20 protein-coding genes and 2 pseudogenes are annotated in these 20,327 nt (G+C 56.4%); 5 read left to right on the top strand and 17 right to left on the bottom strand.

Features of this window, described 5'->3' with window-relative positions:
- Positions 1 to 21: 21 nt before the first annotated feature.
- From ACOI06_RS07475 to ACOI06_RS07435, 9 genes and pseudogenes are all read right to left on the bottom strand, one after another.
- Positions 22 to 933, bottom strand: coding sequence for a DMT family transporter (locus tag ACOI06_RS07475; protein ID WP_065897011.1), 912 nt, complete (start codon positions 931 to 933; stop codon positions 22 to 24).
- Positions 891 to 1,574, bottom strand: a pseudogene (locus ACOI06_RS07470) (DNA-binding domain-containing protein); the annotation flags it as partial. The gene ACOI06_RS07475 and the pseudogene ACOI06_RS07470, both read right to left, overlap by 43 nt.
- Positions 1,575 to 1,708: 134 nt before the next feature.
- Positions 1,709 to 2,356, bottom strand: a pseudogene (locus ACOI06_RS07465) (EAL domain-containing protein); the annotation flags it as partial.
- Entirely contained in the window at positions 2,353 to 2,589 is a 237-nt protein-coding gene (gene merE / locus ACOI06_RS07460; RefSeq protein WP_000993386.1) for a broad-spectrum mercury transporter MerE, read from the bottom strand. The gene merE and the pseudogene ACOI06_RS07465, both read right to left, overlap by 4 nt.
- Complete coding sequence (merD, locus tag ACOI06_RS07455) at positions 2,586 to 2,948, bottom strand: mercury resistance co-regulator MerD (RefSeq protein ID WP_001277456.1); 363 nt, start codon at positions 2,946 to 2,948, stop codon at positions 2,586 to 2,588. The genes merE and merD overlap by 4 nt, the downstream gene beginning before the upstream one ends.
- A 17-nt stretch (positions 2,949 to 2,965) precedes the next feature.
- Complete coding sequence (merA, locus tag ACOI06_RS07450; RefSeq protein WP_000105636.1) at positions 2,966 to 4,660, bottom strand: mercury(II) reductase; 1,695 nt, start codon at positions 4,658 to 4,660, stop codon at positions 2,966 to 2,968.
- Positions 4,661 to 4,711: 51 nt separating this feature from the next.
- Entirely contained in the window at positions 4,712 to 5,134 is a 423-nt protein-coding gene (gene merC / locus ACOI06_RS07445) for an organomercurial transporter MerC (protein ID WP_001340589.1), read from the bottom strand.
- Between the two features lie 35 nt (positions 5,135 to 5,169).
- The gene (gene merP, locus ACOI06_RS07440; RefSeq protein ID WP_000732292.1) at positions 5,170 to 5,445 is read right to left on the bottom strand and encodes a mercury resistance system periplasmic binding protein MerP; all 276 of its coding nucleotides are present in this window, start codon (positions 5,443 to 5,445) and stop codon (positions 5,170 to 5,172) included.
- A gap of 13 nt (positions 5,446 to 5,458) precedes the next feature.
- Entirely contained in the window at positions 5,459 to 5,809 is a 351-nt protein-coding gene (locus tag ACOI06_RS07435) for a mercuric transport protein MerT (protein WP_001294663.1), read from the bottom strand.
- A gap of 71 nt (positions 5,810 to 5,880) precedes the next feature.
- Here ACOI06_RS07435 and merR point away from each other — a divergent pair, with 71 nt between their 5' ends.
- Positions 5,881 to 6,315 carry an Hg(II)-responsive transcriptional regulator gene (merR, locus tag ACOI06_RS07430; protein WP_000429836.1) on the top strand — a complete coding sequence of 145 codons (435 nt, stop codon included), beginning with the start codon at positions 5,881 to 5,883 and terminating at the stop codon, positions 6,313 to 6,315.
- A gap of 106 nt (positions 6,316 to 6,421) precedes the next feature.
- Here merR and ACOI06_RS07425 read toward each other — a convergent pair.
- Positions 6,422 to 7,119, bottom strand: a protein-coding gene (locus tag ACOI06_RS07425) for an IS1-like element IS1B family transposase (RefSeq protein WP_095033700.1) whose coding sequence is annotated in 2 segments (ribosomal slippage) — positions 6,422 to 6,870 and positions 6,870 to 7,119 — 699 coding nt in all. Because the reading frame shifts where the segments join, the coding sequence is not laid out codon by codon here.
- 278 nt (positions 7,120 to 7,397) lie between these two features.
- On the opposite strand from ACOI06_RS07425, the gene ACOI06_RS07420 reads away from it, so the two are divergent.
- Complete coding sequence (locus ACOI06_RS07420) at positions 7,398 to 8,057, top strand: type A-1 chloramphenicol O-acetyltransferase (RefSeq protein WP_000412211.1); 660 nt, start codon at positions 7,398 to 7,400, stop codon at positions 8,055 to 8,057.
- A gap of 200 nt (positions 8,058 to 8,257) precedes the next feature.
- Here ACOI06_RS07420 and ACOI06_RS07415 read toward each other — a convergent pair whose 3' ends face one another.
- The 3 genes from ACOI06_RS07415 to ACOI06_RS07405 form a co-directional block, all read right to left on the bottom strand.
- Positions 8,258 to 8,635, bottom strand: a complete 378-nt coding sequence (locus ACOI06_RS07415; RefSeq protein WP_000656305.1) for a GNAT family N-acetyltransferase — start codon at positions 8,633 to 8,635, stop codon at positions 8,258 to 8,260.
- Between the two features lie 66 nt (positions 8,636 to 8,701).
- Positions 8,702 to 11,668, bottom strand: a complete 2,967-nt coding sequence (locus ACOI06_RS07410; RefSeq protein ID WP_001138064.1) for a Tn3-like element TnAs3 family transposase — start codon at positions 11,666 to 11,668, stop codon at positions 8,702 to 8,704.
- Positions 11,669 to 11,670: 2 nt separating this feature from the next.
- The gene (locus ACOI06_RS07405) at positions 11,671 to 12,231 is read right to left on the bottom strand and encodes a recombinase family protein (RefSeq protein WP_000147567.1); all 561 of its coding nucleotides are present in this window, start codon (positions 12,229 to 12,231) and stop codon (positions 11,671 to 11,673) included.
- A 363-nt stretch (positions 12,232 to 12,594) separates the two neighbouring features.
- Between ACOI06_RS07405 and ACOI06_RS07400 the strand changes: the two genes are divergently transcribed.
- Positions 12,595 to 13,494 (top strand): dihydrodipicolinate synthase family protein, encoded by a 900-nt coding sequence (locus ACOI06_RS07400; protein ID WP_420661911.1) that lies wholly within the window; start codon positions 12,595 to 12,597, stop codon positions 13,492 to 13,494.
- A gap of 32 nt (positions 13,495 to 13,526) precedes the next feature.
- Here the strand turns inward: ACOI06_RS07400 and ACOI06_RS07395 are convergent, their stop codons facing one another.
- Complete coding sequence (locus ACOI06_RS07395) at positions 13,527 to 14,192, bottom strand: pseudouridine synthase (RefSeq protein ID WP_420661910.1); 666 nt, start codon at positions 14,190 to 14,192, stop codon at positions 13,527 to 13,529.
- A 174-nt stretch (positions 14,193 to 14,366) separates the two neighbouring features.
- On the opposite strand from ACOI06_RS07395, the gene ACOI06_RS07390 reads away from it, so the two are divergent.
- Positions 14,367 to 14,825: an Hsp20 family protein gene (locus ACOI06_RS07390; RefSeq protein ID WP_420661909.1), complete on the top strand. Its 459-nt coding sequence runs from the start codon at positions 14,367 to 14,369 to the stop codon at positions 14,823 to 14,825.
- Between the two features lie 107 nt (positions 14,826 to 14,932).
- Here the strand turns inward: ACOI06_RS07390 and ACOI06_RS07385 are convergent, their stop codons facing one another.
- Positions 14,933 to 16,294, bottom strand: coding sequence for an aspartate aminotransferase family protein (locus ACOI06_RS07385; protein ID WP_420661908.1), 1,362 nt, complete (start codon positions 16,292 to 16,294; stop codon positions 14,933 to 14,935).
- Between the two features lie 302 nt (positions 16,295 to 16,596).
- Here ACOI06_RS07385 and ACOI06_RS07380 point away from each other — a divergent pair, with 302 nt between their 5' ends.
- On the top strand, positions 16,597 to 17,583 hold the full coding sequence (locus ACOI06_RS07380) for a diaminopimelate dehydrogenase (protein WP_420661907.1): 987 nt from the start codon (positions 16,597 to 16,599) through the stop codon (positions 17,581 to 17,583).
- A 107-nt stretch (positions 17,584 to 17,690) separates the two neighbouring features.
- On the opposite strand, the gene tcuB is transcribed toward ACOI06_RS07380, so the two are convergent.
- Both tcuB and tcuA read right to left on the bottom strand, forming a co-directional pair.
- Positions 17,691 to 18,845 carry a tricarballylate utilization 4Fe-4S protein TcuB gene (gene tcuB, locus ACOI06_RS07375; RefSeq protein ID WP_420661906.1) on the bottom strand — a complete coding sequence of 385 codons (1,155 nt, stop codon included), beginning with the start codon at positions 18,843 to 18,845 and terminating at the stop codon, positions 17,691 to 17,693.
- A complete protein-coding gene (gene tcuA, locus ACOI06_RS07370; RefSeq protein WP_420661905.1) occupies positions 18,832 to 20,247 on the bottom strand; it encodes an FAD-dependent tricarballylate dehydrogenase TcuA in 1,416 nt (471 codons plus the stop codon). Before tcuA ends, tcuB begins: the two co-directional genes overlap by 14 nt.
- Between the last annotated feature and the right edge of the window lie 80 nt (positions 20,248 to 20,327).

The raw sequence follows: 20,327 nt of genomic DNA, 5'->3' as shown, positions 1-20,327 counted from the left end.
GATAGGCCTATGCCATGCGGGTCAAGGCGACTTCCGGCAAGCTATACGCGCCCTAGGAGTGCGGTTGGAACGTTGGCCCAGCCAGATACTCCCGATCACGAGCAGGACGCCGATGATTTGAAGCGCACTCAGCGTCTGATCCAAGAACAACCATCCTAGCAACACGGCGGTCCCCGGGCTGAGAAAGCCCAGTAAGGAAACAACTGTAGGTTCGAGTCGCGAGATCCCCCGGAACCAAAGGAAGTAGGTTAAACCCGCTCCGATCAGGCCGAGCCACGCCAGGCCGAGAACATTGGTTCCTGTAGGCATCGGGATTGGCGGATCAAACACTAAAGCTACTGGAACGAGCAGAAGTCCTCCGGCCGCCAGTTGCCAGGCGGTAAAGGTGAGCAGAGGCACGGGAGGTTGCCACTTGCGGGTCAGCACGGTTCCGAACGCCATGGAAACCGCCCCCGCCAGGCCCGCTGCGACGCCGACAGGATCTAGCGCTGCGTTTGGTGTCAACACCAACAGCGCCACGCCCGCAGTTCCGCAAATAGCCCCCAGGACCGCCATCAATCGTATCGGGCTACCTAGCAGAGCGGCAGAGATGAACACGACCATCAGCGGCTGCACAGCGCCTACCGTCGCCGCGACCCCGCCCGGCAGGCGGTAGACCGAAATAAACAACAAGCTCCAGAATAGCGAAATATTAAGTGCGCCGAGGATGAAGATGCGCATCCACCAGATTCCCGTTGGAATCTGTCGGACGATCATCACGAGCAATAAACCCGCCGGCAACGCCCGCAGCATCGCGACCGTCATCGGTGAGAAGTTCGGCAGGTATTGGGTGGTGACAATGTAGGTGCTGCCCCAAATGGCAGGTGCTATCGCTGTGAACAATAAATCGGGGCAGACGGCGCTTCCAGCGTGACGACCATGCCGAGCACGCAGCGGGTGAACACGTCGATGGCGAGGGTCAGGTACGGGCGGCCAATAGGTTGCCGGTCGCGGTCATCGACCACGATCAGGTCGATGACCGTATGGTCTATCTGCACCTGCTCCAGCGGCGCGGTCACGGCAGGAGGCTCGCCGCCCACACCTTGTAGGTCACGAGCGGCATCCTGGCCTTCCCGCCGGCGGATGACCTTGCGCGGGTCAAGGCTAGCGATCCGTAAGGCCACGGTATTGCGCGCCGGCACTCGCAGTTTTTGAGCCTTGCACACCTGAGTGACTTCGCGGTGAAAGGCCGCTAGGCTGCGCTTCTGCTTGGTCAGGAACCGCTTTTGCAGTAGCTCGTGGATGACGCGCTCGACCGGTTCCGGCAAGCGCCCCTTACCTTTACCTCCACCGGACTGGCCGGGCACCAGATCCGTCACGAGGCCGCTGCCTTGCCGGGCACGCCGGATCAGAACGTATACCTGGCGCCGAGACAAGCCCAGCGCCTGAGCCGCCATATCGGCCGCTTCGTGCCCGACCGTCTCCGACTGCGCCAACGGACTGATGATCTCCGCACGACGGCGCGCACGCTCCCAAGCCTCATCAGGCAGAGTGGCCACGCCTTGTTCTGGAATCCGTGGGGTGTCCGTCGCCATGCTCACCTCGCTTTGGTGCACACGAGTATTGAGCATAGTCGAGATTGGTGCAGATCACTTCTGATATTGAACTGTCAGGAGCTGGCTGCACAACAGCCATTACGCCCAATCAACTGGTGCAGTCGTCTTCTGAAAATGACATCCATGCCCAGCCCGTGCGCGAGCTGGATCACCGCCCGCACGATAGTTTGGTCACGGGCATCATCCGGGAGCCTGGCGACAAAGGATTGGTCGATTTTCAATGTGGTGATGGGGCAGCATTTCAGATGTTGCAGGCAGGAATAGCCGGTGCCGAAGTCGTCGGCGGCGAAGCGCACGCCGATGGCGCGCAAGGCGTCGAAACTGGCGAACAGGGCTGGATTGCCGAATGCGACCGATTCGGTCAGTTCGATCTCCAGAAGCTCGGCGGGCAGGGCCATATCGGCCAGCACCCGCTTTACCTCGTCGTCGAACGTTGGCCCAACCTGGCTGGCGGACACATTGATGGCAAGACGGAACGGTTGCCATGCCGGTCCTTGCCACTTGTGCATCTGGCGACAGGCCTCGCCCAGCACCCACGCGCCTATTTCCGGCATCAGGCCGAACGACTCGGCCAGCGGCAGGAACTGGCCGGGCGGCAACAGGCCAAGCCTCGGATGCCGCCAGCGCATCAACGCTTCCGCGCCAGCGATCCGGTGATCGCGCAGATCGACCAGCGGCTGGTAATGCAGGTCAAGCTGTCCGCGCGCCGCCGCCTGCGCCAACTCGGCCGCCGTCCATCCGGCGGGCTGCGAACTCGTCATGATCCGCCCCGGAAGGCGCGCAGCAGCCGCGTTACGGCCAGAACGAACAAGCCGGTCAGCGCGAGCGCGGCAACACCCCAATGCTCGCCAAGGAAGGCACCGGCGGTCGTCCCGGCCAGCACGGCGGCGAGAATCGGCAGATGGCAGGGGCAGGTCAACACGGCCAGCGCACCCCACAGGTAGCCGGAAACGGGTTGGCGCGTCTCGGGCGGCAGTTTGTCAGGGGCGTTCACGGCAATGCCTCCTCGTGCGCCCGCTCGGCTGGCATGGAGGCCAGTTGCGCGTCCAGATGGGCCAACGCCGCGCGCCGCCGCTCGACCAACTGGCGCAGCACGGCAAGCTGCGCTGCGGCTTGTGCGCCGTCCGCTGCGTCGAGCGCACGGCACAGCCGCGCCAGGGCATCCAGGCCGATACCCGCCTCGAAGGCCGCGCGCACGAAGCACAGCCGTTGCAAGGCCGCATCGTCGAACACGCCGTAGCCGCCCGTGGTGCAGGCCACCGGCCGTAACAAGCCGCGCACCAGGTAGTCGCGCACGATATGTACGCTCACCCCAGCGTTATGGGCCAGTTGCGATACCGTGTAGGCGCTCATCGCACACCTCCTTGTCCTCACCCGGCGCAGCAGGAAAGCTGCTTCACATCCTTGTTGAAGGTCTGCGCCGCGAGCTTCAACCCTTCGACCATCGTCAGGTAGGGGAACAACTGGTCGGCCAGTTCCTGCACCGTCATCCGGTTGCGAATCGCCAGTGCGGCCGTCTGGATCAGTTCGCCCGCTTCCGGGGCCACTGCCTGCACGCCGATCAGTCGTCCGCTGCCTTCTTCAACCACCAGTTTGATGAAGCCGCGCGTGTCGAAGTTGGCGAGCGCGCGCGGCACGTTGTCCAGCGTTAGCGTGCGACTATCAGTTTTGATGCCGTCATGGTGCGCTTCCGCCTCGCTGTAGCCTACGGTCGCCACTTGCGGGTCGGTGAACACCACGGCCGGCATCGCGGTCAGGTTCAGGGCCGCGTCACCGCCGGTCATGTTGATCGCGGCGCGAGTGCCGGCCGCTGCCGCCACATAGACGAACTGCGGCTGGTCGGTGCAGTCGCCTGCGGCGTAGATGTGTTCCACGCTTGTACGCATGCCGGGGTCGATGACGATAGCGCCTTGCGGGGTGAGCGTGACGCCCGTCGCATCCAGTGCCAGCTTGCGTGTGTTGGGCGCGCGGCCGGTGGCGACCAGCAGCTTGTCGGCGCGCAGTTCGCCGTGCGCCGTGGTGAGCACGAATTCGCCGTCCCCTTCACCATTGATATACGCGACCTGGCTGGCCTGGGTGTGTTCCCTCACCTCGATGCCCTCCATGCGGAATGCGGCCGTGACGGCTTCGCCTATAGCTGGGTCTTCGCGGAAGAACAGCGTGCTGCGAGCCAGGATCGTCACCTTCGCTCCGAGTCGGGCGAACGCCTGCGCCAGCTCCAGCGCCACCACTGATGAGCCAATCACGGCCAGGCGCTTAGGAATCGTCTCGCTGACCAGCGCTTCAGTGGAAGTCCAGTACGGAGTGTCTTTCAGGCCGGGAATCGGCGGCACGGCCGGGCTCGCGCCGGTGGCGATCAGGCAGCGGTCGAATGCCACCACGCGCTCGCCGCCGTCGTTGAGTTGCACGATCAGGTTGCGATTGTCCTTAAAGCGGGCGGAGCCGTGCAGCACAGTGATCGCCGGATTGCCCTCCAAGATGCCTTCGTACTTGGCGTGGCGCAGTTCATCGACGCGGGCCTGCTGCTGGGCCAGCAGCGCCGTGCGCTGGATGGTCGGCGTGGTAGCGGCGATGCCGCCATCGAACGGGCTTTCCCGGCGCAGATGGGCGATATGGGCGGCGCGGATCATGATCTTGGACGGCACACAACCGACATTGACGCAGGTGCCGCCGATGGTGCCGCGCTCGATCAGCGTGACACGTGCGCCTTGCTCGACGGCCTTCAGCGCCGCTGCCATCGCGGCCCCGCCGCTGCCGATGACGGCGATATGCAATGCGCCGCTGCTACCCGTCTTGTCGTTTCTGCCCAGCAGATCGCGCATCTTGTCGAGCAATCCGCCCGGCGTCGAAACTGAGGGGGCATCGGCCAGCGTGGCCCGATAACCGAGTCCAGCTACAGCGGCCGTCAGCGCGTCGGGTGACGTGCCGACCTCAATGGCGAGCTTGGCGCTGCCCTTGGCGTAGGAGACATCCGCTGATTGCACGCCGGGCACTTTCTCCAGGGCGTCCTTGACATGCACTGCGCACGAGTCGCAAGTCATGCCGGTGATTTTGAGAGTGCTCATACCATCGTTCCTTATTCGTGTGGGCCGCCGTGTCGCACGGTCAGCCGTCTTTCACAAGCGCTTGGCGGGGAGTTCGCAGCCGTCCGGTCCGCAACGGCGATGCGCCGGCGACACGAAGTCCCAGATCGACACCCCAATCATCAAGGCCAGGCCGACGTACATCAGGTTCGCCGTCCACCAGTTGCCGAGCAGCCAGACCGTGGCCGCAAACACGATGGCCGGGCCGATCATGCCGAGCAGACTGCGCAGCCATTGCCGATGACTGAACCAACCCAGCGCGTTCGCCAGGAAGGCCAGCGCGGCAAACAGCGGCAGCAGGCGGCTGATGAACAGTCCCTCGTACTGGCTCAAGAAGCCCAGCCCGATGGCCGCGCCGAAGCTGGCGAGGGCTGGAAAGCAGGCGGCGCAGCCCATCGCGGAAACGACGCTGCCGAGCGCGCCGGTTTTATCGGCAATGCGTGTCATCAGTCCCATGAAGCGGCTCTCGCTGTTGTCGTTGGCTTGCTGGCTCACTGCTTGACGCTGGACGGATAGCCGGCGTCTGCGGTGGCCTTGGTCAGCTTCTGTACGCTGGCCTTGGTGTCGTCAAAAGTGACGACGGCCTCGCGCTTCTCGAAGCCCACATCGACCTTGCTCACGCCTTCGACCTTGGAGAGCGCTTTCTTGACTGTGATCGGGCAGGCGGCGCAAGTCATGCCGGGAACCGCTAGCGTGACGGTCTGGGTAGCGGCCCACACCGGGGCAACAGCGGCGGCGAGGGCAAGGGAGGCAAACAGTTTCTTCATGATGAACTCCTGGTTAATAGAAAAATGGAACGACATAGGGAAATCCAAGCGCGACCAGGACCAGCACGGCCACGATCCAGAAAATCAGCTTGTAGGTGGCGCGCACCTGCGGAATCGCGCAGACCTCACCTGGCTTGCATGCCTGCACGGGCCGGTAAATCCGCTTCCAGGCGAAGAACAGCGCCACTAGCGCCGCGCCGATGAACAACGGTCGATAGGGTTCCAGCACCGTCAGGTTGCCGATCCAAGCACCGGAGAAGCCCAGGGCGACCAGTACTAGCGGCCCCAGGCAGCAGGTCGATGCAAGAATGGCGGCCAGCCCGCCGGCGAAGAGCGCACCGCGCCCGTTTTGTGGTTCAGACATACGTTGGCCCTTTTGAATTTGGATTGGATAGCGTAACCTTACTTCCGTACTCATGTACGGAGTCAAGCGATATGGAAAATAATTTGGAAAACCTGACCATTGGCGTTTTTGCCAAGGCGGCCGGGGTCAACGTGGAGACAATCCGCTTCTATCAGCGCAAGGGCCTGTTGCGGGAACCGGACAAGCCTTACGGCAGCATCCGCCGCTATGGGGAGGCGGACGTGGTTCGGGTGAAATTCGTGAAATCGGCACAGCGGCTGGGGTTCAGTCTGGACGAGATTGCCGAGCTGTTGCGGCTCGACGATGGCACCCACTGCGAGGAGGCCAGCAGCCTGGCCGAACACAAGCTCAAGGACGTGCGCGAGAAGATGGCCGACTTGGCGCGCATGGAAACCGTGCTGTCTGAACTCGTGTGCGCCTGCCATGCACGAAAGGGGAATGTTTCCTGCCCGTTGATCGCGTCACTACAGGGCGAAGCAGGCCTGGCAAGGTCAGCTATGCCTTAGCGTGCTTTATTTTCCGTTTTCTGAGGTGCCCCCTAATAGTGTTCTTCCATTTCGGTAAAAATCCCTACCATGGATTCCCACTCGTCCGGGGGGTAATGACTCCAACTTATTGATAGTGTTTTATGTTCAGATAATGCCCGATGACTTTGTCATGCAGCTCCACCGATTTTGAGAACGACAGCGACTTCCGTCCCAGCCGTGCCAGGTGCTGCCTCAGATTCAGGTTATGCCGCTCAATTCGCTGCGTATATCGCTTGCTGATTACGTGCAGCTTTCCCTTCAGGCGGGATTCATACAGCGGCCAGCCATCCGTCATCCATATCACCACGTCAAAGGGTGACAGCAGGCTCATAAGACGCCCCAGCGTCGCCATAGTGCGTTCACCGAATACGTGCGCAACAACCGTCTTCCGGAGCCTGTCATACGCGTAAAACAGCCAGCGCTGGCGCGATTTAGCCCCGACGTATCCCCACTGTTCGTCCATTTCCGCGCAGACGATGACGTCACTGCCCGGCTGTATGCGCGAGGTTACCGACTGCGGCCTGAGTTTTTTAAATGGCGGAAAATCGTGTTGAGGCCAACGCCCATAATGCGGGCGGTTGCCCGGCATCCAACGCCATTCATGGCCATATCAATGATTTTCTGGTGCGTACCGGGTTGAGAAGCGGTGTAAGTGAACTGCAGTTGCCATGTTTTACGGCAGTGAGAGCAGAGATAGCGCTGATGTCCGGCGGTGCTTTTGCCGTTACGCACCACCCCGTCAGTAGCTGAACAGGAGGGACAGCTGATAGAAACAGAAGCCACTGGAGCACCTCAAAAACACCATCATACACTAAATCAGTAAGTTGGCAGCATCACCCGACGCACTTTGCGCCGAATAAATACCTGTGACGGAAGATCACTTCGCAGAATAAATAAATCCTGGTGTCCCTGTTGATACCGGGAAGCCCTGGGCCAACTTTTGGCGAAAATGAGACGTTGATCGGCACGTAAGAGGTTCCAACTTTCACCATAATGAAATAAGATCACTACCGGGCGTATTTTTTGAGTTATCGAGATTTTCAGGAGCTAAGGAAGCTAAAATGGAGAAAAAAATCACTGGATATACCACCGTTGATATATCCCAATGGCATCGTAAAGAACATTTTGAGGCATTTCAGTCAGTTGCTCAATGTACCTATAACCAGACCGTTCAGCTGGATATTACGGCCTTTTTAAAGACCGTAAAGAAAAATAAGCACAAGTTTTATCCGGCCTTTATTCACATTCTTGCCCGCCTGATGAATGCTCATCCGGAATTCCGTATGGCAATGAAAGACGGTGAGCTGGTGATATGGGATAGTGTTCACCCTTGTTACACCGTTTTCCATGAGCAAACTGAAACGTTTTCATCGCTCTGGAGTGAATACCACGACGATTTCCGGCAGTTTCTACACATATATTCGCAAGATGTGGCGTGTTACGGTGAAAACCTGGCCTATTTCCCTAAAGGGTTTATTGAGAATATGTTTTTCGTCTCAGCCAATCCCTGGGTGAGTTTCACCAGTTTTGATTTAAACGTGGCCAATATGGACAACTTCTTCGCCCCCGTTTTCACCATGGGCAAATATTATACGCAAGGCGACAAGGTGCTGATGCCGCTGGCGATTCAGGTTCATCATGCCGTTTGTGATGGCTTCCATGTCGGCAGAATGCTTAATGAATTACAACAGTACTGCGATGAGTGGCAGGGCGGGGCGTAATTTTTTTAAGGCAGTTATTGGTGCCCTTAAACGCCTGGTTGCTACGCCTGAATAAGTGATAATAAGCGGATGAATGGCAGAAATTCGAAAGCAAATTCGACCCGGTCGTCGGTTCAGGGCAGGGTCGTTAAATAGCCGCTTATGTCTATTGCTGGTTTACCGGTTTATTGACTACCGGAAGCAGTGTGACCGTGTGCTTCTCAAATGCCTGAGGCCAGTTTGCTCAGGCTCTCCCCGTGGAGGTAATAATTGACGATATGATCATTTATTCTGCCTCCCAGAGCCTGATAAAAACGGTTAGCGCCGGGGTTGGATTTTTCAGCGTTCCAGCTAAGGCTAAGGCATTCCTGTTCAAGCGCAAGCCGGGCTATAAAGCGCATTATCGCTTTACCCGTGCCCTTATTTCGATCGCACTGAGAAACATACAGCTCTTTAATATGCAGCTGACCGCTGTATCGGGGCGAGGGATAAAGAATATTGCAACATGCCAGGCCAGTAATGTTATTGCCGCAGCGCGCTCTGATCACCAGGGTACCGGAAAGCCGGTTGAATAACTTTTTACAGAGATAATCCTTCATCAACGCTTCCTGAATGATACCTTCGCCATAATAGGGGTCGTCTCAGAAAACGGAAAATAAAGCACGCTAAGCCGGTTGCAGAGGCCGTAGCGGCCTGAACTTCCCCGCGCCGATCTTGGCGCTGCTGCGCCATAGGTAATCACCGGTCAGGTTGATGTGCTCCCAGCCGAGTGGCGACAGGTACTGCAATAGCGAGTCATCGACGGCATGACCATTGCCGCGCAACGCATGCGCCGCACGCTCCAGGTAGACCGTGTTCCACAGCACGATGGCCGCCGTCACCAGGTTGAGGCCGCTGGCCCGGTAGCGCTGCTGCTCGAAACTGCGGTCACGGATTTCACCAAGGCGGTTGAAGAACACGGCACGGGCCAGCGCATTGCGCGCCTCGCCCTTGTTCAGCCCGGCATGCACGCGGCGGCGTAGCTCGACGCTTTGCAGCCAGTCGAGGATGAACAGCGTGCGCTCGATGCGGCCCAACTCGCGCAGCGCGACGGCCAAGCCGTTCTGGCGCGGGTAGCTGCCGAGTTTCCTGAGCATCAGCGAGGCCGTCACCGTGCCCTGCTTGATCGAGGTGGCCAGCCGCAGGATTTCGTCCCAATGGGCGCGGACGTGCTTGATGTTGAGCGTGCCGCCGATCATCGGCTTGAGCGCGTCATAGGCGGCATCGCCCTTCGGGATGTAGAGCTTGGTGTCGCCCAGGTCGCGGATGCGCGGCGCGAAGCGGAAGCCCAAGAGGTGCATCAGGGCGAAGACGTGATCGGTGAAGCCCGCCGTGTCGGTGTAGTGCTCCTCGATCCGCAGGTCGGATTCGTGGTACAGCAGGCCGTCGAGCACGTAGGTTGAGTCGCGCAGGCCGACATTGACCACCTTGGTGTGGAATGGCGCGTATTGGTCGGAGATGTGGGTGTAGAAAGTCCGTCCTGGGCTGCTGCCATATTTTGGGTTGATGTGCCCCGTGCTCTTTGCCTTGCTAGCGGTTCGGAAATTCTGTCCGTCCGATGATGATGTGGTGCCATCGCCCCAGTGCCCGGCAAAGGGATGCCGAAACTGAGCGTTGACCAGTTCAGCCAACGCTGTCGAGTACGTTTCGTCGCGGGTATGCCAGGCTTGCAGCCAAGCGAGCTTCGCGTAGGTCGTGCCGGGGCAGGACTCGGCCATCTTGGTCAGGCCCAGGTTGATCGCGTCGGCCAGGATCGTGGTCAACAACAGGTTCTTGTCCTTGGCCAGATCGCCCGATTTCAAGTGCGTGAAGTGCCGGGTGAAGCCCGTCCACTCATCGACTTCGAGCAGCAGTTCGGTGATCTTGACGTGCGGCAGGACCATGGCTGTCTGGTCTATCAGCGCCTGCGCGGTGTCGGGCACCGCCGCATCCAGCGGCGTGATCTTCAAGCCCGACTCGGTGATGATGGCATCCGGCAGGTCGTTGGCTGCCGCCATGCGGTTGACGGTGGCAAGTTGTGCTTCCAGCAGCGTCAGCCGCTCATGCAGATATTGTTCGCAGTCGGTGGCCACGGCCAGCGGCAATTCGCTGGACTGCTTGAGGCTGGTGAACTTCTCGGGCGGTACCAGGTAGTCCTCGAAGTCCTTGAACTGGCGTGAACCCTGCACCCAGATGTCGCCCGAGCGCAGGGAGTTCTTCAACTCGGACAGCGCGCACAGTTCGTAGTAGCGCCGGTCGATGCCGGCGTCGGTCATCACCAGTTTCTGCCAGCGCGGCTTGATGAAGCCGGTCGGTGCATCGGCTGGCAGCTTGCGGGCGTTGTCGGTGTTCATGCCGCGCAGCACCTCAATGGCATCAAGCACGTTTTTGGCGGCGGGCGCGGCCCGCAGCTTGAGCACGGCAAGGAATTCCGGTGCATAGCGGCGCAGGGTGGCGTAGCTCTCGCCGATGCGATGCAGGAAATCGAAGTCATCGGGTTGCGCGAGCTTCTGCGCCTCGGTGACGCTCTCGGCAAAGGAATCCCAGGACATGACGGCCTCGATGGCGGCAAACGCATCGCGGCCTGATTGCTTGGCGTCGATCAGCGCCTGACCGATGCGCCCGTACAGACGTACCTTGGCGTTGATGGCCTTGCCTGACGCCTGGAACTGCTGCTGATGCTTATTCTTGGCAGCGTTAAACAGCTTACCCAGGATGCGGTCGTGCAGGTCGATGATTTCGTCGGTGACGGTGGCCATGCCCTCGGTGGCCAGCGCCACGAGAGTGGCGTAGCGCCGTTGCGGCTCGAATTTGGCCAGGTCGGCGGGTGTCATCTGGCCGCCCTCGCGGGCAATCTTGAGCAGGCGGTTCTGGTGAACCAGCCGCTCGATGCCGGTAGGCAGATCGAGTGCCTGCCATGCCTTGAGGCGTTCGATGTGTTCCAGCATATGCCGCGAATTTGGCTTGGCCGGAGACTGGCGCAACCAAGCCAACCAGGTCGTCTTGCCGTTGTCCCGGCGCTTGAGCAGATCGTCGAGGCGGCGGCGATGCGCGTCCGCCAGTGGTTCGGCCAAGGCGTCGTAGATGCGCCGGTTAGCACGGGTGATCGCCTCGGCACTCGCCCGCTCGACGGCGTTGAGGGCGGGCAGAATGACCGACTGCCGCCGCAGGTGCCCGATCAAGGCGCTGGCCAGCACGATGCCTTTGTCGGTTTGCATCGCCAGCTCGGTCAGCATCTGGACGGCCTGCCGGTAATGGCTCATGGTGAAGGGCCGGAAACCGAACACGGTTTGCAGCTCGCTCAGGTGCTCGCGCCGGGTCTGCTCCCGCTGGCCGTACTCGTTCCAGCTTTCGACGCCGACCTTGAGCTGGTCGGCGACCAGCTTCAACAAGGGCGGGAACGGTAGTTCATCGACGCCCAGGATGACGCCGGGAAAGCGCAGGTAACAGAGCTGCACCGCGAAGCCCAGCCGATTGGCTGGCCCGCGCCGCTGTCGGATGATCGAGAGGTCGGTATCGTTGAATGTGTAATGTCGGATCAGGTCGTCCTTGGAGTCCGGCAACGCCAGCAGGCTTTCCCGCTCGGCGGCGGACAGGATGGAACGACGTGGCATATTTACTGATCCGTTCTCAAGTATTGATACAGGGTTTCGCGACTGATTCCGAATTCACGAGCAAGCTTGGTCTTTTGCTCGCCAGCCTCGACACGTTGGCGCAGTTCGGCAATACGCTCAGACGACAGGGATTTCTTCCTGCCACGGTAAGCCCCGCGTTGCTTGGCGAGCGCAATACCCTCGCGCTGACGCTCGCGGATCAGGGCGCGCTCGAACTCGGCGAACGCGCCCATCACCGAGAGCATCAGGTTCGCCATCGGAGAGTCTTCGCCAGTAAAACTGAGGTGTTCCTTGACGAATTCGATATGCACGCCGCGTTGTGTCAGCGTTTGCACGATCCGGCGCAAATCATCGAGATTGCGCGCCAGGCGATCCATGCTATGCACCACCACGGTGTCGCCGGTGCGGGCGAAGCTTATCAGCGCTTCCAGTTGCGGACGCTTGACATCCTTGCCGGATGCCTTGTCGCTAAAAGCGCGATCAACCTTGACGCCTTCCAGTTGCCGTTCCGGGTTCTGGTCGAAGGTGCTGACCCTGATATACCCAATGCGCTGTCCAGTCATGGAATTCCCTGCAAAATGTCAGGGAAGACTCTATGACCTTCAACGAGATATGTCAATAAATTCAAAATTCAATCCTATCCTGACGCAATTTACACATGGCATCTGACATCAGGTTAGGGTATACATACCTATACATGTCTATATTTTCCTATACATGACTAGATTTTGATAGAGATGTTCGCATGATGATTCGTTTTGAATCCGAATGTCGTCGCGTTCGCTTTTTGACTGTTGTTTCCGACTTTGGAATTACACTGTCTTCACTTGACGCTTTTTATATCTTAAAACGATCAGATGCGGTATCGTAAGCGCATGTGATATAAAGGTTTAATCGGTCTGTCACGTCATTTTCGGAGGTCTACCATGGTCAAAGGATTAACCGGTTTAAGCGCCTTTCCATTAACGCCCATGAATGAGGCCGACATTGACGAAGCGGCTTATCGTGGACTGATTAAACGATTGGCGACAAGTGGCGTAGATTCCATTTGTGCTCTGGGTTCGACAGGCAGTTATCCCTATCTGACACGTGAAGAACGAGCTCGAGTGATTTCTCTCACACGTGAAAGCGCATCTGACATACCAGTCTTGGCTGGGATTGGTGCATTGCGCACCAAAGATGTTTTGTTATTAGCCGAAGATGCTCAGAAACTGGGTGTGGATGGGGTGCTTTTGGCGCCTGTCTCTTATCAGTTGCTGACAGATGCTGAGGTGCTGGGCTTGTTTAAAGCGGTGGATTCGATGTTGTCGGTGCCACTGATTGTTTACAACAATCCCCGTACAACTCGATTCGACTTTTCGAATGATTTGCTAGCTGAAATCTCTCAATTAGCCAGCGTACGCTCCATCAAGATTCCGGCGGTCTCTCTGGATTTTTCCGTTGCTCAGGATCGGATCACACAGCTTCGGTCAGTGATTGCGCCCGATGTGAGCATTGGTGTTAGTGGCGATGCGTCTGCAGCCATTGGGTTAACTGCAGGCTGTGATGCCTGGTATTCCGTCATTGGTGGATTGTTCCCAGAGACGGCTTTGGCGATTACACGTGCGGCTCAAGGTTCAGAACCAGAAGAAGCGCTGAAGTTATCTGATCAACTCCATACGTTGTGGACCTTGTTTGCTCAGCATGGTGCGCTGCGTGTCGTGGCAGCTGCTGCAGAATTGCTCGGTTTTGCGCAACAAAACTGCTTGCCCCTGCCACTACGGTCTTTATCCGGCGAGCCTAGGAACGTGCTCCAACAAGTCTTACAGACACTAGATCTGCAATAGGTTTATGCGTACGTGATAACGCTAGGTGATGGTTATTTCGGTTGTTCGCGCCATTGCCCGGGCTGAAGATCGCCTAACGTCCAAGCACCGATCTGAGTTCGGATCAGACGTAAAGTGGGAAGCCCAACAGCGGCAGTCATACGTCGGACTTGGCGGTTACGACCTTCATCAATCGAGATCTCTAACCAACAGGTTGGGATGCGCTTGCGTTCACGGATGGGTGGGTTGCGTGCCCAGATATCTGGTTCGTCGATCAGTTCAACTTGTGCAGGCTGTGTGGGACCGTCTTTAAGTATCAATCCTGTGCGCAATTGGTCGAGTTGTGCTTCTGTAGCCTGACCCTCAACCTGTACCCAATAGGTTTTACGCATCTTGTAGCGTGGCTCGGTAATCCGAGCTTGCAGGCGCCCGTCATTGGTGAGCAATAACAAACCTTCACTGTCACGGTCTAGGCGTCCTGCGGGATAGACATCTGGGATTTCCACATAATCCTTCAAAGTCGCCCGTCCTTGATCATCCGTAAATTGTGTCAAAACACCGTATGGCTTATTCAATAAGATCAGACGCGTTTGAACAGGTGTTGGACGCCGTGATTGGGTGATTTGATTGCGCTTTTGCGTATGCCGTGCGCCCGAAGCCGTGGCTTGATTTGAGCGTTTAGGGTGTTTAGGACGATTGGATGGTGGTTGACGAGTCATGGCGTTTAGCTTGAATAAATGGTGGTCTTCACAGTCTATAGGGGATTGACGTTCCTGGGGCCAGAAAAAGAAGACTTGAAATGTATGGAATCGTCCTTATCTATTTAAGCAAGAGAAGGTCAGTGCTCCTGAGAGGCTGATCGAATCTTTTCAACTTGCTTATAGGAGATGAATATGAACTACCCAATGGGACGTAACCTACTTTTAAACTCTGTTGGCTTTGATCGTTTGCTTAATGCCTTTGGCGATCTGGAAACAGCGATGAATGAAACCAAAGCACAGAGCTACCCGCCTTACAACATCGTTAAAAAAGGCGAACATGACTATGAAATTGAGATTGCCGTCGCAGGCTTTAAGCGTGATGAACTGAGCATTCAGTTCGAAAGCGACAAGCTGACTGTTGAAGGTAAAGTGCAAGCACAGCGCGACGTAGAGTACTTACACCGTGGCATTGCCGCTCGCGACTTTAAACATCAGTTCACGCTGGCCGAGACTGTCGTGGTGCAAGATGCTGATCTGGTCGATGGCATGCTGGTAATTCGTTTGCAAAACGTGATCCCTGAAGAGAAAAAACCACGTCAGATTAGTATCGGTGGTGCACAAAAGGATGTATTAGAAAATCAGGTGGTGTAACGCTGCTTTATTAACTGATTCATCACTTTAAAAAACGGCGCCGACTGGCCTCACTAAGAGGTGAGTCGGCGCCGTTTTAGTTTTCTGTTACGAGACAGAATCTTCCGTTATGCGATTTCGCGTAAAGCGCTACGAACGATGGAAATGAGTTCGTCCAAATGGCTGTCTTCCATGATCAACGGTGGGGAGAATGCGAGCGTTTCACCAGTAAATCGGACAAAGGCGCCTTTTTCAAAGCATTTCAGGAAAGCATCGTAGGCGCGTGTGCCGGGCTCACCTGCACGGGGTTCCAGTTCAACGGCACCCATGAGACCGATGTTACGGATGTCGGTCACAAAGGGTTCGCCTTTGAGGCTGTGAAGCGCTTCTTCAAACTTAGGTGCCATGGCGTTGGCACGCTCAAAGAGACCCTCGTTCTCGTAGATATCGAGTGCGGCAATGCATGACGCGGCTGCAGCAGGGTGAGCGGAGTAGGTGTAGCCATGGAAAAGCTCAATGCCGTGCGCTGGGCCATTCTCGACAATCGTGTCATGAATTTCTCGACTTGCGGCCACGGCACCCAATGGGATGACAGCGTTGTTGATTGCTTTGGCCATGGTGATGATGTCGGGTGTGACGCCGAAGTACTCAGCTGCCGTGGCTTTACCGAGTCGACCAAACGCGGTAATGACTTCATCAAAGATCAACAAAATACCGTTGTCGGTACAAATTTGACGCAGTTTCTCGAGGTAACCTTTGGGCGGCACAATGACCCCGGCTGAGCCCGCGACAGGTTCGATGATGACTGCTGCAACAGTTGACGGATCATGCAAAGCCAAAATGCGTTCGAGTTCATCGGCTAGGTGGGCGCCCCAAGCGGGTTGGCCACGGCTAAATGCGTTGTGCTCGGGTGCATGCGTGTGTGGCATGTGATCAGTGCCAGGAATGAGGTTGGCAGAGAACGCTTTACGGTTTGAAACAATACCACCGACTGAAATGCCACCAAAGCCTACGCCGTGATAACCACGCTCACGACCAATCAGGCGGGTGCGTTGTGCGTCACCGTTGGCACGATGATAAGCCAGTGCAATTTTGAGGGCAGTGTCATCGGCCTCAGAGCCTGAGTTTGCAAAGAAAATCCGATCCAGCGTGCCTGGCATGATTTTAGCGAGGCGTTGCGCAGCTTCAAAAGCGCGTGGGTGACCCATCTGGAAGGAAGGTGCGTAATCCAGCTCAGTCAGCTGATCTGCGACGGCTTTAACAATCGGGGCACGACCGTGACCGGCGTTCACGCACCAGAGTCCGGACACCGCATCCATCACTTGACGATTGTCAGTGGTGGTGTAGTACATCCCTTGCGCACCTTTAAATAGTCGGGGTGCCGCTTTGAATTGTTTATTTGCCGTAAAAGGCATCCAGAAGTTGGACAGATCAAGCTTCTCATCGGTCGCGTTTTGCGCCAGTGAGCTCGCGGAGGTCAAATCATTCATGTCAGCATCACCAAAAAGAAAAAATTTAAAGGCCAGCATTGAATCGTCTATGGTAAACCATAAACCTGCTTTTTCAAGTGATTTCAGCGACTTCCATGCTTTAGTGTGAAAATTCTCAATGAAATGGGCGCGTTGTGATCGGATCCCTGTTGAGCGAGTGGTTATCGATAGAGTAGTGGCAAGACAAGTGACAGGATAGTCACTGTTTTACAATGACACTCAGTGTTTGCGTTTTATTCGCATTGTGCCTGCGTGCATCCGATGCACGCAGGCAGTCTTTCTTTCTGGTTGTGAGGTGTTGTATGGGTGTCAAGATTCGAGTTGGTATTGCTGGCTATGGGAACTTAGGTCGGGGTGTTGAGGCCGCGATCCGTAAAAATCCGGATATGGAATTAGTCGGTGTCTTTACGCGCAGGGCGCCCGAAACATTGGAGACTTTGTTCGAACAAACTGCGACCTATCCGATGGATTCCTTGGAAGAATTCAAAGACGCCATCGATGTGCTGGTTTTGTGTGGTGGATCAAAATCAGACTTGCCGCAGCAAGGCCCTGAATTAGCCACCCAGTTCAATACCGTTGATAGTTTTGATACGCATGCGCGTATTCCGGAATATCACGCCGTTGTCGATGCCGCTGCTCGCGCGAATGAAAAAACCGCACTCATTTCTGTGGGCTGGGATCCAGGCATGTTTTCGATTAACCGCTTGATTGGTGAAGCCTTGCTACCTGATGGTGTGACCTATACCTTCTGGGGTAAAGGTTTAAGCCAAGGACACTCCGATGCAGTGCGGCGTGTAGAAGGCGTGAAAGCTGGCGTGCAGTACACCATTCCAGCTACGGAAGCGATTGAACAAGTCCGTCAGGGTTTGCGTCCTGAACTCAGTACCCGTCAGAAACACACCCGTGAATGTTTTGTGGTGCTGCAAGAGGGTGCAGATGCCGCCACCGTTGAAAAAACAATCGTGACCATGCCTGACTACTTTGCGGATTACGACACGACGGTTCATTTTGTAGATGAAGAGACTTTGCAGCGCGAGCACTACAAAATGCCCCATGGCGGTTTTGTGATTCGAAGTGGCAACACCACCGATGACAACGCCCAAGTCGTCGAGTATTCACTGCGACTGGAAAGCAATCCGGAGTTTACGGCCAGTGTGTTGGTGGCTTATGCCCGTGCCGCTTATCGCTTGAACGCGCAAAAGCAGTTCGGTGCAAAGACCGTTTTTGATGTCGCGCCCGGTTTATTATCGATCAAATCGCCAGAGCAGTTGCGCGCAGAATTGTTGTAAAAGCTGTAGAAACTAAAAAAGTGCACCCCTTGTTTTTCTGCGTTGGCAGGACAAGGGGTGCGCTTTTTTGACACATGACTAATTAATGTATCTGAAGCGAGATCGACTTAATCAGACAGACCGATTTTGTTGGGCATACGCTGTTCAATAGCGTACTTCAACAAGGCAGCTACCCGATAGAAGCCATGCGCAAATTTGCTATACGGCAGCATCAGAAATAAGCCCATCACAAAGCCAAGGTGAATGGCAAGCCACAATCCCATGTAGCTCGTGTCGCGCCAGATTAACAACAGCAATCCAGTCAGACTCACCAAGAACAGCAGTACGATAAAGCCGCGATCCATTGGTTTTTGCGCGGCATCGCCATGCAAGGGTGCACGGACCATGTTGAGCCACAACAGCCCTGCGGGTCCAATGAGTAAGCCAATCCCACCCACAGTTCCTAAAATGACCGGCAGACTTAGGTAGTCATAAGGAGCGTGCCAGCCAAACAGATAGTGGTAGATGGTGCCGACACAGGTGGCCGCAAAACACAGCATAAAGCCGTAAAACGTGAAGTGATGAAAAATCCGCCGACGCAAGGTAAAGCGGTCGTCTTCATCATTACAGCCTTTGCCATGGCCGCCATCGAGGTACTTCATGGTGAGCGCATCCTGCGTCGCCTGCGTCGCGGCTGGTGTCGTGATTTGGCCAGGTGAGATATTCTTCCAGAATCGCCGCACCCCAATTCCGAGCGCGATGATCGCGAATATAAACACGGTACCGAACATCAGAACCAGCGTGTTGTGGGGAAATACAGCATAAAAGTTGCCGGCCAAGGGTTCATGGAACAAACCACCGACTGAGCCCGCTGCCATGATTAAGAACACCACCAAACCCAGTGCAACCGCTAAAGACAGGGCTAGCCCATTTCGAGCATAGAGCTTACCCAGTGGTGCGGGCCAAGCGTAGTGAGTGTAAGTTTCCTGACGCACTTTGGCCATGGCCTGGGGTACGTTGACTGCAAACTCGTGGGGTGGTGCGTACTGACAGGCGTGTAAACAGGCGCCACAGTTGTGACACAAGTTGGCCAGATAATTCAAATCTGCCTTGTTGTCGAAGGTCAGATGTCGGGTCATGGCCGGGAAGACGGCACAGAACCCTTCACAGTAGCGACAGGCGTTACAGATTTGCATGATACGTGCCACTTCGGCTTCATTGTCCGTGAGCGGACCTTTGTGCCAGTTGATAGCCTGATCGGCCACGGTTTCAAGCGACCGCATGGGTAACTCCTTTTTGTTTGTGATCTAAGGCTGTGCGTGCTGCTTGAGCACCGGCGATACGACCAAAGACTGTGCCAATTGACATGCCAACCCCTGCGGTATAGCCCTTGCCCAAGACGTTGCCCGCATTAATTTCGCCGGCTGCGTACAAGTTGGGTGAGGCTTTGCCATCAAAGAACACGCTGGCGTTCTCGTCGGTTTTAAGACCCAGATAGGTAAACGTGATGCCGGGTCTGAGTGGATAGGCATAAAACGGTGGTTTATCCAAAGGCAATGCCCAGTGTGTTTTAGCGGGTTCAATCCCTTGCGTGTGGCAGTCATCCAAGACTGTGTGATCAAAGGTGCCCTTCTGACAGGCTTGGTTGTAGTTTTCAACTGTTTGAGCTAGCGTGGCTGGATCCAAACCAATCTGGGTAGCCAGACCTTCGATGGTGTCGCTGACGGTGCCATCAAAAACAGGCGGCATAAAACGACCAATGGCTTTGCTGTCAATAATTGAGTAAGCAATTTGTCCAGGTTGCATGGCCACCAGACGACCCCAGATGGCATAGCGTTTGGGCCAGAAGTCTTCACCCTCATCGTAAAAGCGATGGGCATCGCGGTTGACCACAATGCCTAAAGACACACAGTCAATTCGCGTACAGATGCCACCATCGTAGAGCGGTGCACGGGCATCGATGGCCACACAGTGAGACTGCGACGGATCACCAATAATATCGGCGCCAGCCTCCATCATGAGTTTGAGGACCACCCCTTCGTTAAAGCGGGTGCCACGAATGAGAAAGTTGTCTGCAGGCCATTCGCCACGCTCGTTTTGTCCCCAGGCTTCGCGTAACCATTCACGGTTTGACTCAAAACCACCGGCGGCCAAGACACAGGCTCGCCCCTCAAACCGTTGATTACCGCTACGCACAGCAACAAACCGTCCGTCATCAAACTCGATGGCATCAACCGGTGTTTCATAGCGAACATGGACACCCATGTCGATGGCACTGCGGTAATAGGCGTTGACCAAAGCTTTACCACCGCCCATAAAGAACGCATTGGTTCTGGCCACGTGTAATGCACCCGACAGTGGTGGTTGAAACACGACACCGTGTTTACGCATCCAGCCACGCACGCTTGAAGACCCGCGAATCACCATGCGCGCTAGCTGTTCGTTCGTCTGACCGCCTGTGACTTTGAGTAAATCTTGCCAGTATTCTTCTTCTGGATAAGCATCCACGAGCACGTCTTGTGGCTCATCATGCATGCAGCGCAGGTTCCGTGTGTGTTGCGAATTGCCGCCACGCCACTCTTTAGGGGCGGATTCCAGCATGAGCACGCTGGCGCCTGCTTCACGCGCGGTGATGGCCGCACAGAGCGCAGCATTACCGCCACCGACTACAACGACGTCCCACATGCGCATCTCCTCTTTTTAATTGGGTTGTACAAAGTTTTCATAGGGTCACTTTACTCTGTTGTTCATCTGTACGCTAGATG

It is taken from the genome of Orrella sp. 11846 (assembly GCF_048820935.1).
In the GTDB taxonomy this organism is placed as follows: domain Bacteria; phylum Pseudomonadota; class Gammaproteobacteria; order Burkholderiales; family Burkholderiaceae_B; genus Algicoccus.
The sequence above is the reverse complement of the archived record's forward strand: the minus strand, read 5'-3'. Positions and strand labels throughout refer to the sequence as shown.

Bases quoted from the DNA above. Each gene is read 5' to 3' on its own strand.
- merD (WP_001277456.1), bottom strand. From the start codon at position 2,948: ATGAGCGCCTACACGGTATCGCAACTGGCCCATAACGCTGGGGTGAGC.
- merA (WP_000105636.1), bottom strand. From the start codon at position 4,660: ATGAGCACTCTCAAAATCACCGGCATGACTTGCGACTCGTGCGCAGTG.
- merC (WP_001340589.1), bottom strand. From the start codon at position 5,134: ATGGGACTGATGACACGCATTGCCGATAAAACCGGCGCGCTCGGCAGC.
- merP (WP_000732292.1), bottom strand. From the start codon at position 5,445: ATGAAGAAACTGTTTGCCTCCCTTGCCCTCGCCGCCGCTGTTGCCCCG.
- ACOI06_RS07435 (WP_001294663.1), bottom strand. From the start codon at position 5,809: ATGTCTGAACCACAAAACGGGCGCGGTGCGCTCTTCGCCGGCGGGCTG.
- merR (WP_000429836.1), top strand. From the start codon at position 5,881: ATGGAAAATAATTTGGAAAACCTGACCATTGGCGTTTTTGCCAAGGCG.
- ACOI06_RS07420 (WP_000412211.1), top strand. From the start codon at position 7,398: ATGGAGAAAAAAATCACTGGATATACCACCGTTGATATATCCCAATGG.
- ACOI06_RS07415 (WP_000656305.1), bottom strand. From the start codon at position 8,635: ATGAAGGATTATCTCTGTAAAAAGTTATTCAACCGGCTTTCCGGTACC.
- ACOI06_RS07410 (WP_001138064.1), bottom strand. From the start codon at position 11,668: ATGCCACGTCGTTCCATCCTGTCCGCCGCCGAGCGGGAAAGCCTGCTG.
- ACOI06_RS07405 (WP_000147567.1), bottom strand. From the start codon at position 12,231: ATGACTGGACAGCGCATTGGGTATATCAGGGTCAGCACCTTCGACCAG.
- ACOI06_RS07400 (WP_420661911.1), top strand. From the start codon at position 12,595: ATGGTCAAAGGATTAACCGGTTTAAGCGCCTTTCCATTAACGCCCATG.
- ACOI06_RS07395 (WP_420661910.1), bottom strand. From the start codon at position 14,192: ATGACTCGTCAACCACCATCCAATCGTCCTAAACACCCTAAACGCTCA.
- ACOI06_RS07390 (WP_420661909.1), top strand. From the start codon at position 14,367: ATGAACTACCCAATGGGACGTAACCTACTTTTAAACTCTGTTGGCTTT.
- ACOI06_RS07385 (WP_420661908.1), bottom strand. From the start codon at position 16,294: ATGAATGATTTGACCTCCGCGAGCTCACTGGCGCAAAACGCGACCGAT.
- ACOI06_RS07380 (WP_420661907.1), top strand. From the start codon at position 16,597: ATGGGTGTCAAGATTCGAGTTGGTATTGCTGGCTATGGGAACTTAGGT.
- tcuB (WP_420661906.1), bottom strand. From the start codon at position 18,845: ATGCGGTCGCTTGAAACCGTGGCCGATCAGGCTATCAACTGGCACAAA.
- tcuA (WP_420661905.1), bottom strand. From the start codon at position 20,247: ATGTGGGACGTCGTTGTAGTCGGTGGCGGTAATGCTGCGCTCTGTGCG.